At 49.8% G+C, this 16,133-nt stretch carries 17 protein-coding genes and 1 pseudogene; 15 read left to right on the top strand and 3 right to left on the bottom strand.

Going from position 1 to position 16,133, the window contains the following annotated elements:
* From VB081_RS05560 to VB081_RS05545, 4 genes and pseudogenes are all read left to right on the top strand, one after another.
* Window positions 1–299: pseudogene (locus tag VB081_RS05560) on the top strand (alcohol acetyltransferase); the annotation flags it as partial.
* Window positions 286–972: a DUF6320 domain-containing protein gene (locus VB081_RS05555; protein ID WP_323399846.1), complete on the top strand. Its 687-nt coding sequence runs from the start codon at window positions 286–288 to the stop codon at window positions 970–972. The pseudogene VB081_RS05560 and the gene VB081_RS05555, both read left to right, overlap by 14 nt.
* A gap of 104 nt (window positions 973–1,076) precedes the next feature.
* A complete protein-coding gene (locus VB081_RS05550; RefSeq protein WP_323399845.1) occupies window positions 1,077–3,353 on the top strand; it encodes a bifunctional diguanylate cyclase/phosphodiesterase in 2,277 nt (758 codons plus the stop codon).
* Window positions 3,354–3,564: 211 nt separating this feature from the next.
* On the top strand, window positions 3,565–4,842 hold the full coding sequence (locus VB081_RS05545; protein ID WP_323399844.1) for a DUF2971 domain-containing protein: 1,278 nt from the start codon (window positions 3,565–3,567) through the stop codon (window positions 4,840–4,842).
* 216 nt (window positions 4,843–5,058) lie between these two features.
* Here the strand turns inward: VB081_RS05545 and VB081_RS05540 are convergent, their stop codons facing one another.
* The 3 genes from VB081_RS05540 to VB081_RS05530 all read right to left on the bottom strand — a co-directional run bounded on the left by VB081_RS05540 (window position 5,059) and on the right by VB081_RS05530 (window position 7,388).
* Complete coding sequence (locus VB081_RS05540; RefSeq protein ID WP_323399843.1) at window positions 5,059–6,057, bottom strand: GGGtGRT protein; 999 nt, start codon at window positions 6,055–6,057, stop codon at window positions 5,059–5,061.
* 15 nt (window positions 6,058–6,072) lie between these two features.
* Window positions 6,073–6,765, bottom strand: coding sequence for an iron-sulfur cluster assembly scaffold protein (locus VB081_RS05535; protein WP_323399842.1), 693 nt, complete (start codon window positions 6,763–6,765; stop codon window positions 6,073–6,075).
* A 110-nt stretch (window positions 6,766–6,875) separates the two neighbouring features.
* On the bottom strand, window positions 6,876–7,388 hold the full coding sequence (locus tag VB081_RS05530) for an SLOG family protein (protein ID WP_323399841.1): 513 nt from the start codon (window positions 7,386–7,388) through the stop codon (window positions 6,876–6,878).
* A gap of 99 nt (window positions 7,389–7,487) precedes the next feature.
* Between VB081_RS05530 and VB081_RS05525 the strand changes: the two genes are divergently transcribed.
* From VB081_RS05525 to VB081_RS05475, 11 genes are all read left to right on the top strand, one after another.
* Complete coding sequence (locus VB081_RS05525) at window positions 7,488–7,739, top strand: helix-turn-helix domain-containing protein (RefSeq protein WP_323399840.1); 252 nt, start codon at window positions 7,488–7,490, stop codon at window positions 7,737–7,739.
* 2 nt (window positions 7,740–7,741) lie between these two features.
* The gene (locus VB081_RS05520) at window positions 7,742–7,954 is read left to right on the top strand and encodes a helix-turn-helix domain-containing protein (RefSeq protein ID WP_323399839.1); all 213 of its coding nucleotides are present in this window, start codon (window positions 7,742–7,744) and stop codon (window positions 7,952–7,954) included.
* A gap of 9 nt (window positions 7,955–7,963) precedes the next feature.
* On the top strand, window positions 7,964–8,206 hold the full coding sequence (locus tag VB081_RS05515; RefSeq protein ID WP_323399847.1) for a helix-turn-helix transcriptional regulator: 243 nt from the start codon (window positions 7,964–7,966) through the stop codon (window positions 8,204–8,206).
* 5 nt (window positions 8,207–8,211) lie between these two features.
* Complete coding sequence (locus VB081_RS05510; RefSeq protein ID WP_323399838.1) at window positions 8,212–8,424, top strand: helix-turn-helix domain-containing protein; 213 nt, start codon at window positions 8,212–8,214, stop codon at window positions 8,422–8,424.
* A 170-nt stretch (window positions 8,425–8,594) separates the two neighbouring features.
* Entirely contained in the window at window positions 8,595–9,539 is a 945-nt protein-coding gene (locus tag VB081_RS05505; RefSeq protein WP_323399837.1) for an alpha/beta hydrolase, read from the top strand.
* Between the two features lie 15 nt (window positions 9,540–9,554).
* Window positions 9,555–9,992, top strand: coding sequence for a desulfoferrodoxin family protein (locus VB081_RS05500; RefSeq protein ID WP_323399836.1), 438 nt, complete (start codon window positions 9,555–9,557; stop codon window positions 9,990–9,992).
* Window positions 9,993–10,203: 211 nt separating this feature from the next.
* Entirely contained in the window at window positions 10,204–11,373 is a 1,170-nt protein-coding gene (locus VB081_RS05495) for an aminotransferase-like domain-containing protein (RefSeq protein ID WP_323399835.1), read from the top strand.
* Between the two features lie 58 nt (window positions 11,374–11,431).
* Complete coding sequence (tyrS, locus tag VB081_RS05490) at window positions 11,432–12,655, top strand: tyrosine--tRNA ligase (protein ID WP_323399834.1); 1,224 nt, start codon at window positions 11,432–11,434, stop codon at window positions 12,653–12,655.
* A 1-nt stretch (window position 12,656) separates the two neighbouring features.
* Window positions 12,657–13,307 carry a YigZ family protein gene (locus VB081_RS05485; RefSeq protein ID WP_323399833.1) on the top strand — a complete coding sequence of 217 codons (651 nt, stop codon included), beginning with the start codon at window positions 12,657–12,659 and terminating at the stop codon, window positions 13,305–13,307.
* A gap of 19 nt (window positions 13,308–13,326) precedes the next feature.
* On the top strand, window positions 13,327–14,391 hold the full coding sequence (locus VB081_RS05480) for a branched-chain amino acid aminotransferase (RefSeq protein WP_323399832.1): 1,065 nt from the start codon (window positions 13,327–13,329) through the stop codon (window positions 14,389–14,391).
* A gap of 32 nt (window positions 14,392–14,423) precedes the next feature.
* Window positions 14,424–16,127 carry a hypothetical protein gene (locus VB081_RS05475; protein ID WP_323399831.1) on the top strand — a complete coding sequence of 568 codons (1,704 nt, stop codon included), beginning with the start codon at window positions 14,424–14,426 and terminating at the stop codon, window positions 16,125–16,127.
* Window positions 16,128–16,133: the final 6 nt, after the last annotated feature.

The raw sequence follows: 16,133 nt of genomic DNA, 5'->3' as shown, positions 1-16,133 counted from the left end.
TATTTGCGTTCTTCAGCGAAGATGTAAAGACCATGACGGTCTCTAATGTCGGGCAGGTGGTATTGCCTGATGATATGAAGCCGCTTGTTGACCGGATGGAGGCTGTGGTTTATCCGACGGAGAGAAGCCCGGTCAACTGTTGTATGTGTTCGGTCAATGGTAAAATGACGATCTCATTTATCCGTTCGATCGAGCAGGCGGACACGATCCGGTTCTTTTTCCGCTTTTTGGCGCGGAACGTGAGCCCGGACATCGAAATCTACACCAATAATTGGGGTGCTTGTGATGAGAAACTGTGAATATTGCAACGTGAGGGTGGACGAAAACTTAACAACATGTCCGCTGTGTGAACGGAAATTAACCGGACAGCAGGGCGCGGAAGCAAAACACACCTATCCGGCCTATGCGCGCAAGGACGAGAAGTATGCAGCGCCTGCCGGAAACGGAAAATATAAGGCGCTCGTTGTGACGATGCTGATCGTCGCGGTATGCGCGTTCATCAATCTTTTGACGCGTGGCGAAGCGGGCGGCTACTGGTTTTTGGATGTCGCCGTTGTTTTGGGATATATCTGGGTATTGGTGCTGCACACGATCCGTTCTAAGGCGCGTGGCAGCGTGAAGTTTTTCGCGCAGGTGTGTATGATCTCGCTGATGCTTATTGTATTTGACTTGAACGCGGGCGGCGGCCTTTGGTCTTTGCTGTTCGGGCTGCCCATCGAAGCGGTGGCGATGATCTCGCTGGCGACCTTCATCGTGTGTCGGCGCAAGATGCTGTGGAGCGAATATGTTTTGTACGGATTTATGATCCTGTTTATTGGCTTTGCACCGATGATCGCCGTACAAATGGGTTTTGTACCGATGTTTTGGACGTTCTTTATGAGCGCGGGCTATGCGGTGGTGACATGTCTGTTTATGCTGATGTTTGCCAACAAACAATACAAGCAAACAGCAGTGAGACGCGTACATTTTTAGCATTTTTTGATTGCCCTTACAATTGTTACGTGATATGATAAAAAACAGTGAAAGAATCTTTTTCGCTGTTTTTTTGAGAACATTTTATACCTGGCAGGGATCGTATGGAAAAAAGTCAACGGATCACACAACAAAAGATATATATCGCTGCAGTCATTGTATGTGTCGTCTTCCTATTGGCAGGCGTGCTTTTTTTGCGCTATGCGATCGATGAAAACGAACGGGAAACACGGGAATATATGCAGGAGGTCGCACAGCAGAGCAAGCTTGCGGTGGACAAGCAAGTGCAGGGGGATTTCCAGACGCTTGAAGGGATAGCGGGCATCATCGGCTCTATGGAAAACCCTGATTTTGAGGCATTGCTGCCTGTGCTGAATGAGATCAATCAGGGAAATGCCTTTATCCGCATGGGATTTACAGAGCGAAACGGTCTTACGGATGGGGTAGATATCGACGGCAAGCTTTATGAGGACGTAGACCTGAGCAGTAAGGGCTTTGTGGAACAGGCATATGCGGGCGAGGAAGTGATTACCCGCACGCAGAGGGCGGTTGACGGGGACTTTTGGGCGAATTATTACGCAGTGCCTATCCGGCATAACGGCGAGGTGGTCAAGGTGCTGTGCGCGGTCAACGATTCGAGCATATTCAGCGAGATCATGGATACCTCTATGTTTGGAGGAAAAGGCTATGCGAGCATTATCGATAAGGACGGCGCATACATCATCCGCTCTAACCATCCTTCGCTAGCTGCGGACAGAGATGCGCTCAACCTCTTTGAGCTTTATCCGTTTGGAGAGGAAGAACAAGCGCGTATCAAGGCAGATTTTGATCAGGGGAAAAGCGGGTTTGCGGAATATACTTACCGAGGCGTGCGTATGTGGGCCTCGTACACGCCGCTCGATGTGAACGGTTGGTATATTTTCAGCGTCGTGCCGGAGGCGGAGATCAACGAAACGTTTGCGATGCTGACATGGGGGCTGGTCGGGATCATCGTGGGAGCGATCCTTGTATTTGCGTTTTTGATGATACTGATCAAGAGGACAAACGACCAGGGATTGAATGCGCTGAAGAAAATGGCTTTTACCGACCAACTGACAGGATACCGCAACTATCCGAAGTTTTTGATCGACGTGCGCAAGCTTTTGGGACGTAAAAAGGACAAGCAGTATTCGCTGTGGTACAGCGACCTGAAAAATTTCAAGATCGTGAACGCAATGTTTGGCTATGATATAGGCGACGGGGTGCTCAAATTCTGGGCAGACCTTATTGAATCGGATATGCGTGAGGGAGAGGCTTTTTGCCGCGTGTCGGGCGACAACTTTGTTGTGCTGCGCGAATACATATCGCGCGAGGAATCCCTGCGGCGGTTTAGTTGGTTATGCGAACAGCTGGGACAATTTCCGGGGACGGCGAATCGCGGGTACAAGCTGGAGATGTGTTCGGGCATTTATGTGATCGAGGAGCATGACGACCAGACCATCAACGATATGATGGACGCGGCCAATGTGGCGCAAAAATCCGTCAAGCATTTGAGCGGCCCGCAAGTCGCGTTTTATTCGGCAGAGATGCGAGAGAAGATTGTGCGGGAGACGGAGCTGGAGGCGAGGATGGAAAGCGCCCTTGAAAATGGCGAATTCAAGGTCTATATGCAGCCGAAGATCGATATACAGCATGGCGACATTGTGGCGGGAGCGGAGGCGCTGGCGCGTTGGATCAGCCCGGAGGACGGATTTTTATCGCCGGCGGAATTCATCCCGCTGTTTGAGCGCAATGGGTTTGTAATCAAGCTGGATGAGTATATGTTTGAATCGGTGTGCAGGATGTACCACGAAAGGCTTGACAGCGGTCGTGTGCTGCCGGTTGTGATCTCCGTCAATGTTTCGAGGCTGTGTATGCTGCAGACGAATTTTGTGGAGAAATACATTGCGATCAAAAATAAATACCGGATACCCGACCGGTGCATTGAGCTGGAATTTACGGAAAGTCTTGCTTTTGACAACCACGATCGTTTCAGGGATATTGTGGAAGCATTTCAGGCGAACGGGTTCCTGTGCTCGCTGGATGATTTTGGGGCGGGGCATTCGTCGCTCAATATTTTAAAAGACCTGCCTATGGATGTGCTTAAGATCGATATGCTTTTCTTCCGCGAGGGGGAAAACGCGAACCGCGACCGCGAGATTGTGAAGGGCATCGTCAATATGGCGAAGGCGCTGTGCATGAAGACAGTGGCGGAGGGTGTAGAATCCTTTGAGCAGGTGGAGTTCTTGCGCAAGACCGGCTGCGACATCGTGCAGGGGTATGTGTATTCTAAGCCGTTGCCCGTTGAAGAATTTGACGAGTTTGTGGAGGAGCGCCAGAAGAAGGAAAGAGAAGGAAAGTGACCAATAAAAAACACCGGAGAAAATTTCTCCGGTGTTTTTTGTTTGTGTTTTGATATGGTTTATTTTGTTACTTCTTTTCTAGACTCGCCGCGCACATCTATTGTAATTGTTGTTTTTAATGGGAAGTGCAAGATGCGCTGTAAAACAACTAGACCTTGTTTTAAAAGCAACCTATAGTATAATACATATATATTAGTAAAAGGGGATAAATATGAATAGTATTGAGAAAGAAAAATGGGTTCGCGAACAATTACTAGACTGTTTTGAGAATCCTTCAGTGACCTCGCGATTTGTAATACAAAAAAGGGAAAAGCTAAATGGGAAAATTTATAAGTATTGCCCTATATTGGATGATATAACTGATGATAATGGAAAGGTACAACATCAACAGCAATATGCGATAGAAAACATCGAAAATTCAATATTATATATGTCGAGAATCAAAAATTTTAACGATCCTTTCGATTCATATGTTAGCTTTTCTATGGAAGCAATAATTAGCAAAATTGTTGCAAAGTCACTCTCGATCAAAGAGTTTGATTCTTCTATGTTTGAAGGGGTACTACCTCTTTTGGTTGAAGGTATTTTAACTGATGGTTATGTTGATGATGAACAAAGTTCAAATTCTAACTATTTATTGGAATTAATTGAAGCAAGTCCAGAATTTTTGGAAGGGGGAAACTTGACGGATGAACAGAAAACAGTGGGAGTGATGAAAATGATAGGAAAAGTTTTACAAGATGGGATAAGCGGGAAAGCAGAAGTAAATAATTTAACTGATGCATATTCAAGTGATCCCGCATTACTAATTAGTGAGATACTTCGAGTGGCGATTAGTCATCCTCAAGAATTTGGTGTACAAACGGAATTAATGGACTTGGAACAGATGAAGGAAGCTACAAAAGAGCTAAAAGCACAAATGGATGATCTTCGCCCAGATATTAGTGAAGCCATTAAAAAAAACAGAGATACAATTAATAATACATATTATGTAGCTTGTTTTTCTACCACTTTCGATAATGCACTAATGTGGGCTCATTATGCAAATAAGCATAAAGGATTTTGTGTGGAATATGATTTGGGTCAAGCAAAAATTGATGACGATTTGCTAATAAATTTATTTCCGGTTATATATTCACAAAAACGAGCAATGGTTCCGGATAGCTTGTTTGATTATTCTGATATAGAGAATATGAAGGTTTCTACAAACGATATTTCGACAGTTGATTTAATACTTTCACTCCTGCAAAAAAGTGATGTTTGGCAATACGAAGATGAATGGCGGCTTATATTATATGATGAAATCGAAAAATTAAAGAATAACAAATATAGTGTTGACTGTATAAGCAAAATAATTTTGGGATGTAGCATCGAACCCTATTACAAAAATCGATTGGTCGAGTTGTGTCAGGCAAAGAAAATCAAATTATCAAAAATGCAATTGGCAGAGACAGAATATAAATTGATAGAAATTCCAATTTTGGAATGATAAAAAGAAGTAGATTAATAAACGCTTGTTTTACCCGTTGATAAAAGATTTTCTCGGCACATACAGACTTTTTTCATCCCCGGTTATTCCCAGCACCATGATGTATCGCATAAAAAAGATAGACACATCATCGGCATATTCTGCACAATGATGTGTCTAAGCTAAATCGTAAATAAAAAAACTTTTTTGTTGCCAAGCAATAGCTTTATATAGCTATTATTTGCTTGCCTCTTCGACGGCAACAGCAACTGCAACGGAAGCGCCGACCATGGGGTTGTTGCCCATGCCGATTAGTCCCATCATTTCTACGTGAGCCGGAACGGAGGAGCTGCCTGCGAACTGTGCGTCGCCGTGCATACGTCCCATTGTATCCGTCATGCCGTAGGAAGCGGGGCCTGCGCCCATGTTGTCAGGATGCAGCGTACGGCCTGTGCCGCCGCCCGAAGCAACAGAGAAGTACTTTTTGCCGTTTTCGATCGCCCACTTTTTGTAGGTGCCGGCAACCGGATGCTGGAAACGCGTCGGGTTGGTGGAGTTGCCTGTGATGGAAACGTCCACGCCCTCGTGGCGCATTACCGCAACGCCTTCGTTTACGTCGTCGCAACCGTAGCAGCGGACTTTGGAACGGTCGCCATCCGAATACTTCGTTTCGGAAACGATGTTCAGTTTGCCTGTTGCATAATCATAATCCGTCTCAACATACGTGAAGCCGTTGATGCGGGAAATGATCGTAGCCGCGTCTTTGCCAAGGCCATTGAGGATGACCTGCAAATTCTCTTTGCGGACTTTGTTTGCCGTTTTTGCAATGCCGATCGCGCCTTCCGCAGCAGCGAAGGATTCGTGACCCGCGAGGAAGCAGAAACATCTTGTCTGTTCTTCGAGGAGCATTGCAGCCAGATTGCCGTGGCCGAGGCCAACGAGGCGCTGCTCCGCAACGGAACCGGGGATGCAGAATGCCTGCAGGCCGATGCCGATCGCGCAAGCCGCTTCGGAAGCTTTTGCACAGCCTTTTTTGAGTGCGATCGCCGCGCCCAGTGTATATGCCCAGATCGCGTTTTCAAAAGCGATCTGCTGGATGCCGCGCACGATACCGTCTACGTCAAGCCCTTTATCGATCGTATACTGCTTTACTTCGTCAAGCGAAGAAAAACCGTATTCCTTCATACAGGTTTCGATTTGGGCAATTCTTCTTTCATAACCTTCAAATGTAGCCATAATGATTGCCCCTCCTTATTCTTTACGCGGGTCGATGTACTTGACCGCGTCTTCGTATCTGCCGTATGTACCGATATTCTTCTCGTACGCAACCTTGGGCTCTACGCCGTTGCGGATGTCTTCCATCATCTTGCCCATACGCACGAACTTGTAGCCGATGACCTCGTCGTTTTTGTCGAGCGCCATTTCGAGGATATAACCCTCGGCAAGCTCTAAGTAACGAACGCCTTGTGCGTTGGTGGAGAAGATGGTGCCGACCTGCGATCGAAGCCCCTTGCCGAGGTCTTCAAGACCTGCGCCGATGGGCAGTCCGCCCTCGGAGAACGCCGTCTGCGTGCGGCCGTAAGCAATCTGCAGGAACAGCTCGCGCATTGCCGTGTTGATCGCGTCACAAACGAGGTCGGTATTCAGAGCTTCAAGCAATGTTTTGCCGACGATCGCTTCTCCCGCCATAGCGGCGGAGTGCGTCATACCGGAGCAGCCGCTGGTTTCGATCAACGCTTCTTCGATGATGCCATCTTTTACGTTGAGCGTCAGCTTGCACATACCTTGCTGCGGCGCGCACCAGCCCACACCGTGTGTGAGGCCGGAGATATCAGTGATCTGTTTGGATTTTACCCATTTTCCTTCTTCAGGTATCGGAGCAGGGCCGTGGTGCGGTCCCTTTTTCACGCATACCATTTCTTCTACTTCTTTTGAGTATTGCATGGGATTTTTTACCTCCTTAAAAATTGATTACCTTAATAATGAAATACTAAGTCATACAAAGGTTATTATAGCATATTTTGAGGGAGGTAGTCATCCTATTTTTACGAATTTCATGTGGGTGGGCGCACGATGCTCACGTTTAGGCCTCTTTTGCGCGCGAGCGACACGGTGTAGCTGGTACCGCCGCAAAGGCGCGGATCAAGCAGGGCGACCATGTGGGCGGAACGCCCGACCATCCATTCGTTGCGCCGCAGGTAGCAGCCATCCGTATAGTCGCGCTGCAAAAGAACGCTGCCGTCCGCCTGTGCAAGCAGCCATTTGTAATGCTTCTGCGCGCCGGCGTCCCAGTCCTGCGCCTGCGAAAGGCAGGGGATCACGCAGATGAGGCGCAGGGGAAGTTTATAGATATGGCGCAGGTGCAAGACGAGATCGCCGCACAGCATGTCCGTGCCCTGTGCCATGCCGCACAAAAAGGTATCGCAATGGAACACGAGGGCTTTTGTGAGGATGGCAAGGGACAGCTGGATTTCGAGCGTTTCGTAACGCGGGTCGGCACGGTCGCCGAGCAGCGGGACTTTGTGCGGGCGGTGGCCGGTAAAGCAACAGGTCGTTTGTTTGTTCATATTTATCACCTATCGAATCATCGTATGAGTCAATTATATGCTGTGTGCACATTAAAATCAAGTAAATGACTTATGGTGTGAATCATTTGAGGTGTAATCATGTATAAGACAAAGAGTAGTGATGGAACAAATAATATTTCTGGTAAAAAGATTGCAGCGCTAAGAAAAGAAATGGTTCCTAAAACGTCGCAACGCCAGTTTGCGGAGATGCTTCAATTAAATGGAATGGATGCGGATAAAAATACAGTTCGCCGTATTGAAAACGGGGAACGATTTATTACGGATATAGAATTAAAAATCATTGCCGAGGCGTTAAAGGTGGAAGTACAAGAACTATTGGAAAACCGATAAGTATGGAGAAAACATATCAGATTCGCATTCGTGAGTTGCGGGAAGATCATGATTTAACACAGGCAAAAATAGCAGAACTTCTAAAAACAACGCAGCAGGTATATTCTAGGTATGAGACAGGAGAAAATGAAATGCCCATCCTGCATCTCATTACGCTTGCGAAATTTTACCGCGTGTCCGCGGATTACATTTTGGGATTAAGCAACCGAAAATAATGAGGGATGATGAATACGAAAGAGGCAGTTGCAAATCGAATCATTGAGCTTTGTAAACAAAAGAATATTTCTATCAATGCATTGGCAAATCAATCGGGTGTTTCGCCAACGACGTTTTACAGTATGCTGAATGCGAAAAGTCAAAATCCGGGAATTGTAACGATCAAAAAGATGTGTGACGGTCTCAATATTTCGTTAACGGAATTTTTTAATGCAAAAGTTTTTATGGATCTGGAACAGGAAATTAAATAATCATTATGGAAAAAACATACCATATCCGCATTCGGGAATTGCGCGAAGATCATGACTTGTCGCAGGCAAAAATAGCTGAGCTTTTAGGCACTTCGCAGCAGATGTATTCAAGATATGAAACAGGTGAACATGAAATGCCAATCCTTCACCTGATCACGCTTGCAAAATTTTACCGCGTGTCGGCGGACTATATTTTGGGATTAAGCAACAGGAAATAGAATAAAGAAGGTGGTCAAGTGTTTGCGCGAACGAGTTTAACGGCGCGAAGCGCAGTTGGGTGTCTGAAGTGCAGCGCAAATACTTGCCACCTTGAATCAGCGGATTAAAACGTATTAAAAAAGGGTATCTATGAAGCAGCAGACAGCTTGCGAGTGAAGGAGCTTCATACATGGTTTGGTTATGGATCGTGATCGCTGCGGTGGTCGTCGTATTTTTTGCCGTTGTACTGGTGGCGGCGAACAAGATTTTTGACGTTGCGGTGAACGCTGGGAAAACAAAAGAAAAGGTACTCAAGACAAACGCGAACAAGCAGGATGCGCCGGAGGAACAGGACGAAAAGGCGCGGGCGCGGCAGTGGCTCGGCGCGCAGGACTTTGTGATGCACGAGCAAAGAGCGTTTGACGGGCTGCGGCTGGTGGCGCGCGAGTTGCGCGCGGAACAACAGACGGACCTATGGGTCGTGTGTATCCATGGGTTTTCGGGGAGCGGTTTGAACCTTGGGGTAGCCGCAAAGCACTGGCATGACAGAGGTTATCACGTATTGCTGCCCGATCTGCGCGGAAGCGGGGACAGCGAGGGAGAATATTATGGTATGGGGTGGCTCGACCGGCTGGATATTATCCAATGGATCAAGGGAGTCATCCTGAAAAAAGACCCGGGAGCACGCATCGTGCTGCACGGCGTATCGATGGGGGCGGCGACAGTCATGATGACGACGGGCGCGCAGCTGCCAACAAACGTACGCGCGGCGATCGAGGACTGTGGGTATACGTCTGTGTGGGACGAGTTTACCATTCAGTTAAAAAAAGTGTTCCATTTGCCGCAATTCCCGATCATGCACATCGCAAACGGCATGGCAAAGCGCAGGGCGGGGTATTCCTTCAAGGAAGCATCGTCTGTCGCGCAGGTGAAAAGGTCAAAAACGCCTACGCTGTTCATCCACGGAGATGCAGACACGTTTGTACCGTTTTTCATGCTTGACGAGGTATATGGCGCGGCGGCGTGCGAGAAGGAAAAGCTTGTGGTGCATGGTGCGCAGCACGGCGAGTCGGTAACGCTGGAACCAGCGCTTTACTGGGGAACGGCGGAAGCTTTTATTGAGAAGTATCTATAAGGAAGGAAGAAGATCATGAAACCTGTAAATATTTATAAGTGCAAAGAAAACAACGCGACGCTGGTGCAGCTCAATTGCAACGAGGAGCCTTTTGAAAGTCTCGAAAAACTTGAGACGGACAAGGCGAACGGCGATCCGGAAAAACATGTGCCTGTGCTGGAATGCACGGGGGATACGCTGCGTGTGAAGGTGGGCAAGGCGCCGCACCCGATGACGCCGCAGCACTATATCGAATGGATATTGGTGCAGACGGATGACGGCGGGCTTTACCGCACGAATACGCCGGACGATCTGCCGGAGGCTGTGTTTACGCTGAGCCAGGAAAAGATCGTGCGGGTGTACGCTTACTGCAATATACACGGATTATGGGAAGCAGAGCAGACGGACAGTGACCTCGATTTGGAGGAAATTGTTTGTTCGGCGGAGTTTTCGGATACGTGTATGGACGCCTGAGGAAGCACGACTTTATAAAAGCGGAGCAAGTTTTGTTCCGCTTTTTTGCATTTATTGGACGTATAAAGCAATAAAAATGGTAAAAACTGCAAGTTTTGCGTTTTGAAGTTGCAGAAAGTCTTTTGATACTTCGCTTTTTGTCTTGAATTTATGCGGGAAAATCGCTATAATGCTAGATGTATACTTATTTTTATTGAGAGGACGATGACTGATGTATCGATTTGCAAAACGCTTTGACGGTATAGGCGGCAGCGAGATCCGTAAAATCTTTGGGCTGCTGGCGGTGCCGGACATGATATCTTTTGCGGGCGGGAACCCTTCGCCCGAGCTGTTTCCGGCGGAAACGCTTGCGGAGATCAGCGAGGAAATAATTGCAGAAAACGGAAAGAGCGTACTGCAATACGGCGGGACGCTGGGCGTACCGGCGTTTATCGAGCTTTTGAAATACCGCAACGCGGACATCATGCGTGAAACGGACGACATCGTTGTGACTTCGGGATCTTCGCAGGGCATCGACTTTTTTGCGCATACGATGATCGAAAAAGGGGACGTGATGCTGGCGGAGTCGCCGTCGTTTCTGGGGGCGTTGCAGACGTTCCGCTTAGCAGACGCGGATGTGAAGACCGTTACTATGGAAGAGGACGGCATCAGCACGACGGAGCTGGAAGAAAAGATCAAGCAGTACAACCCGAAATTTTTGTACACGATCCCTACGTTCCAAAACCCGTCGGGCATCACGATGAGCGGGGAAAAACGGCAGAAGGTCTATGATATCTGCAAAAAGTACGGCGTGCTTATTTTGGAGGACGACCCGTACGCGGAGCTGCGGTACAGCGGACAGGCGCTTGAGAGCATCAAGTCGTACGACGACAGTGGGATCGTTTGCAAACTGGCAAGCTTTTCCAAGACGATCTCGCCTGGGCTGCGCGTTGGGTATGCGATCGCAAACAAAGAGATCATTGCGAAATTCAACCTGTTAAAGCAGGGGGCGGATGTGCATACATCGAACCTCACGCAAACGATGGTGATGGAGTTTTTAAAGCGCGGATATTATGACGAGCACGTGAAGATGCTGTGCACGGAATACAGAAAACAGCGCGACGCGATGTGCGGCGCGATCGACAAATATTTCCCGCAGGGCGCGAAACGCACAAATCCGGACGGCGGGTTGTTCGTGTGGGTGACGCTGCCCGAGGGCGTGAACGCGCGCGCACTGTTTGAGGAGTGCGTCAACGAAAAGGTGGCGTTCGTGGTGGGGCCTCCGTTCTTCGCGGAAGGCGGACACGAGAACACGCTGCGCATGAACTTTTCCATGCCGTCGATCCCCGATATTGAAAAAGGGGTGGAGAAGATGGGGAGAATCATCAGAGATTTTGTATGATGGATATATGATCTGGCAGGCAAATGGGATCATATCAAATCATGAGGAGTTTAGATAAATGGCAAACGTTTTTGATACATTACAGGAAAGAGGCTTTATCAAGCAGACGACCCACGACGGGCTGAAAGAGATGCTCGGCAAGGATAAGGTGAAGTTTTATGTCGGGTTTGACGCGACGGCGGACAGCCTGCACGTGGGGCACTTTGTGCAATTGATGGCAATGGCGCACATGCAGCGCGCGGGACATGTACCGATCGTACTGATTGGCGGCGGTACGACGATGATTGGCGACCCGAGCGGAAAATCGGACATGCGCAAGATGATGACGCGCGAGATCGTCGCGCATAACGCGGACTGTTTCCGTCAGCAGATCAGCAAGTTCCTTGATTTTTCTGACGACAAGGCGCTGATGGTGGACAATGCCGACTGGCTGTTAGACCTTAACTATGTGGAGTTTTTGCGCGAGATCGGCGCGTGTTTCTCGGTGAACAGGATGCTGACGGCTGATTGTTATAAACAGAGGCTTGAAAAGGGGCTGACATTTTTTGAATTCAACTATATGCTGATGCAGGCATATGACTTTTTGGTGTTGAACCGCAAATACGGCTGTACGCTCGAAATGGGCGGGGACGACCAGTGGAGCAACATTTTGGCGGGCGCAGACCTTATCCGCCGCAAGGAGCAAAAAGAGGCGTATGGCCTCACCATTACGCTGCTACTTAAGAGCGACGGCAAGAAGATGGGCAAGACGGAATCGGGCGCGGTATGGCTCGACCCCGAGAAGACGTCGCCGTATGATTTTTATCAGTATTGGCGCAACGTGGCGGACGCGGACGTGAAGACATGTCTGTCGCTGTTGACATTTTTGCCGATGGACGAAGTCGAACGCCTTTCGGCATTAAGGGATCATGAGATCAATGATGCAAAAAAGATACTTGCATTTGAGATAACAAAACAGGTACACGGCGAGGCGGCGGCAGTGCAGGCACAGACCGCGGCGGAAGCGCTTTTTGGAAGCGGCGGCGCGGGTGGAAGCATCCCGACGACACAGCTTGCGGCGGCGGAGCTTGCGGAGCACCCACAGCTTCTTGACATTATGATAGCGGCGGGGCTTACCAAGTCGCGCGGCGAAGGGCGCAGGCTGATCACGCAGGGCGGCGTGCTTTTGAATGGCGAAAAGGTGACGGACGAATTTATGGAAGTGACGCAGGCCGATTTTGCGGACGACGGCGCGATGATCAAAAAAGGAAAAAAAGTCTTTCATAAGATCGTACTGAAATAACATGGAGCTTAGGGAGTATACGTGCCTCGCGATGGCGGCGGAGCATGAGACCGTCGTCAAAAAATCGAGGTTCATTTGCTCGCTGATCCCTGTGGCGGACGAGCAGCAGGCGGCGGAGACGCTTCTTGCGATCAAAAAGAAGCATTACAATGCGTCGCACAATTGTTCTGCAATGATCCTTAAGCCGGACAGGTCTTTTGAGAAAGGTTCGGACGACGGCGAACCGCAGGGCACGGCGGGGCTGCCAATGCTCGAGGTTTTGAGGCACAGCGGACTCACAAACATCCTTGCGGTAGTGACGCGGTATTTTGGCGGGACGCTGCTTGGGGCGGGCGGGCTTGTGCGGGCATACGGCGCAAGCGTATCTGAAACGCTTAAGCAGGCCGAGATAACGACGATGATCCCGGCGGTGGAGCTTGGTTTTTCGATCGAATATGCAGATTATTCCAAGCTGTTGGGCATTGCAAGCGAATATGGCGCGCAGGTTAAGGCGGAGTTCAGCGACAAGGTAAGTGCGCGCATGGTATTGCAGCAGGCGTTTTTTGAGGCGGCAGGCAAAAAGGTACAGGAAGCTTTTTTCGGGACGGATGTGATGCAGCGTTTGGGGGAATGCTACATCGAACGGACAGAAAAGTTTTTAAATAAATTATAGAGTGAAGAGGATGATGAAGATGGAGATCAAATTTTGGGAGACGGATGAACTGAAGAAAAAACCGGAGGACGAGAGCAATCTTGGTTTCGGAACGATTTTTTCGGATTATATGTTCATTATGCATTACACCGAGGGACAGGGGTGGCATGATGCAGATATCAAAAAATATGAGGATTTCAGGATATCGCCTGCGGCGACCGTATTCCATTACGGTCAGGAGGTCTTTGAGGGACTGAAGGCTTACAGGCAGGTGAACGGCAATATCTCGCTGTTCCGCGCCAAGGATAATTTCAAGAGGATGAACAACTCCGCAAAGCGTCTTGCGATGCCGCTTTTTGATGAAGAATTTGCGCACAAGGCATTGCGCGAACTGGTGAAGATCGAGCAGGACTGGATCCCGCACGCGAAGGGAACGTCGCTTTATATCCGCCCCAACTATATCGGTATGGATCCGTTTATCGGCGTGCGCGCGGCGACGGAATACGCATTTTATATCATGATGGGGCCGGTGGGCGCTTATTATGCGAATGGCCTTAAGCCGGTCAAAATTTTGATCGAGAAGGAATATACGCGCTCTGCTAAGGGCGGCATGGGCTTTGCCAAAACAGGCGGAAACTATGCGGCAAGCCTGATCGCGGGCGTGGAAGCGCACGAGCAGGGCTGCGACCAGGTGCTTTGGCTGGACGCGGAAGAACGCAAGTATGTGGAAGAAGTCGGTTCTATGAACATGATGTTTATCATCGACGGAAAGCTGGTCACGCCAGAGCTTGACGGGTGCATTTTGCCGGGTATCACGCGCGACAGCGTGATGACGATCGCACGCGACATGGGCATCACGGTAGAAGAACGCAGGGTATCTGTAGCGGAAGTGATCGAGACGGCGAAATCGGGCGCGATGAGCGAGGCGTTCGGCACGGGTACGGCAGCGGTCGTGAGCCCGGTCGGCGAATTTATGTATGGCGATGAGACCGTCACTGTCGCGGGCGGAAAAATGGGCAAGCTTGCGATGGAATTTTATGATATACTGACAGGAATACAGTACGGCGAAATCGAGGACAAATTCGGCTGGATTGAAACGATTTAAGGCGTTTTCGTCTTGAGCGGAGGTAAGCTATTTTGAAGAAAACAATATCAGTAGTACTGGTAATCGCGATCATACTGACACTTTGTATTGCACTTGGCGGCGTTGCATCTGCCGCGGGCGTAAGCATCAAGGCGACGGTGAGCCCGGCATCCCTTACGGGTGCGGGCAATGTGAAACTAAGCATCGATGTGAGCAATACTTCGGGCGTGACGATATCCAACCTGAAGCTGCATTACCCGGGAAGCGGGGACACCGTTTCGCTAGATAATATGGCGTCTGGGGATACGCAGACGTATTCCAACTCCAAATGGGCGGTCAGCGACGACATGATCGGAAACGAGCTGGCGTTCGAGCTGACGTTCAATACGGAGGACGGCTCGGAAAAATCGGTGACGACGCAGCCCTTTACGATCACGCGCAAGGAAAGCGTGGTGGATGTATCGGGCGACGCGAGCGCGAGCACGAATACGATCAAGGCGGGCGACAAGGTCAAGTTTACGTTCGTGCTGCAAAACGACGGAAACGTAAAGATCACGGATTGTGCGCTGAAGGCTCCGCCTATCAAGGATGGCGCGCAGATCGGCGACACGTTTTCTTTGTCCGCGGGACAGAAGCGGACGCTGGAATGGTCTACGGTACTGAATGGCAGCGCGGATGTGAAGCCATCCTTTACTTACAAGGTAAACGGGGAAACAAAGACGCTCAAGCTGGATACGATCAGTATCACGGCGGAGGGAAGCGATAAGAAAGCCGCCATGACGGTGACCGCGACGGGCGACAACACGACCGTCAAAAGCGGGGACAAGGTCAAGTTTGTCATTGACGTAAAAAACAGCGGGTCTGCTGACTTGAAAAGCCTAAAGGTGGTTGACCAGAACGGCAACAACGTGGCGATGGACTCTAAAACGCTGACGACGGACGGACAGTCGGCAGAAGGCGTGCTGGAAGCGACGGTCACGAAGTCCGGAAGCTATACCTTTACGGCGACGGCAACGGACAGCGACGGCAACGAGGTCAAGGCGACTTCGCAGGCGATACAGATAAATGTGGACGCGGAGCCGAGCGCGAGCGCCAGTGTGGACGTGAACAACGTCATGCGGCTGGATGCGACGATCAGCACACAGGAGCTTAGCAAGCCGGGACCGGTGGAGTTTTCATTTGTGCTGCATAACCTTTCCGGACAGGAGCTTACGAACGTGATCGTTTCGGAAGCGACGCTGGGGGAGATCGCCAACATCCCTTCCATGACGGAAGCAGAGCAGACCGTACCGTATACGGCGCAGATCGACAAGACGGGCAGCTTTACCTTTAAGATGACGGCGACATTGCCGGACGGGACGACGGTGGAAACCTCTACGGCTGCGGCGACGATCACAGTGAAGCAAACGGCGGCAGGCGGGATGTTCAACCTGCTGGTGCTGATGATCATTATTGTATGCGCGATCGTGGGCGTGGCAATCGCGCTTGGCGTGATGGTGCATAAAAACAAAAAGAACGGCGGCGGAAAGAACGCGAAACAGCAGCGCCCCAAGCAGGAACGTGGCTATGAGGAACGCCCGCAGCAGCGGAACACAAATGGCAATGGACAGCAGCGCGCGCCGCAGCAAAGGCAGCAGAGGCAAAGTATGCCGCGCGAATCCATTGAACCGAGGCCGCAGCCAAAACAGAGACAGCAGCGTCCGAAGGGGAAGAACGGCGGTTCCGGTTCTGGATATGGGGACAGGAACAAGTTCTGATAGAGC

Source organism: Christensenella sp. (assembly GCF_034927525.1).
Taxonomy (GTDB): Bacteria; Bacillota; Clostridia; order Christensenellales; family Christensenellaceae; genus Christensenella.
Note: the sequence above shows the minus strand (reverse complement) of the source record. Positions and strands in the feature narration are given on the sequence as shown.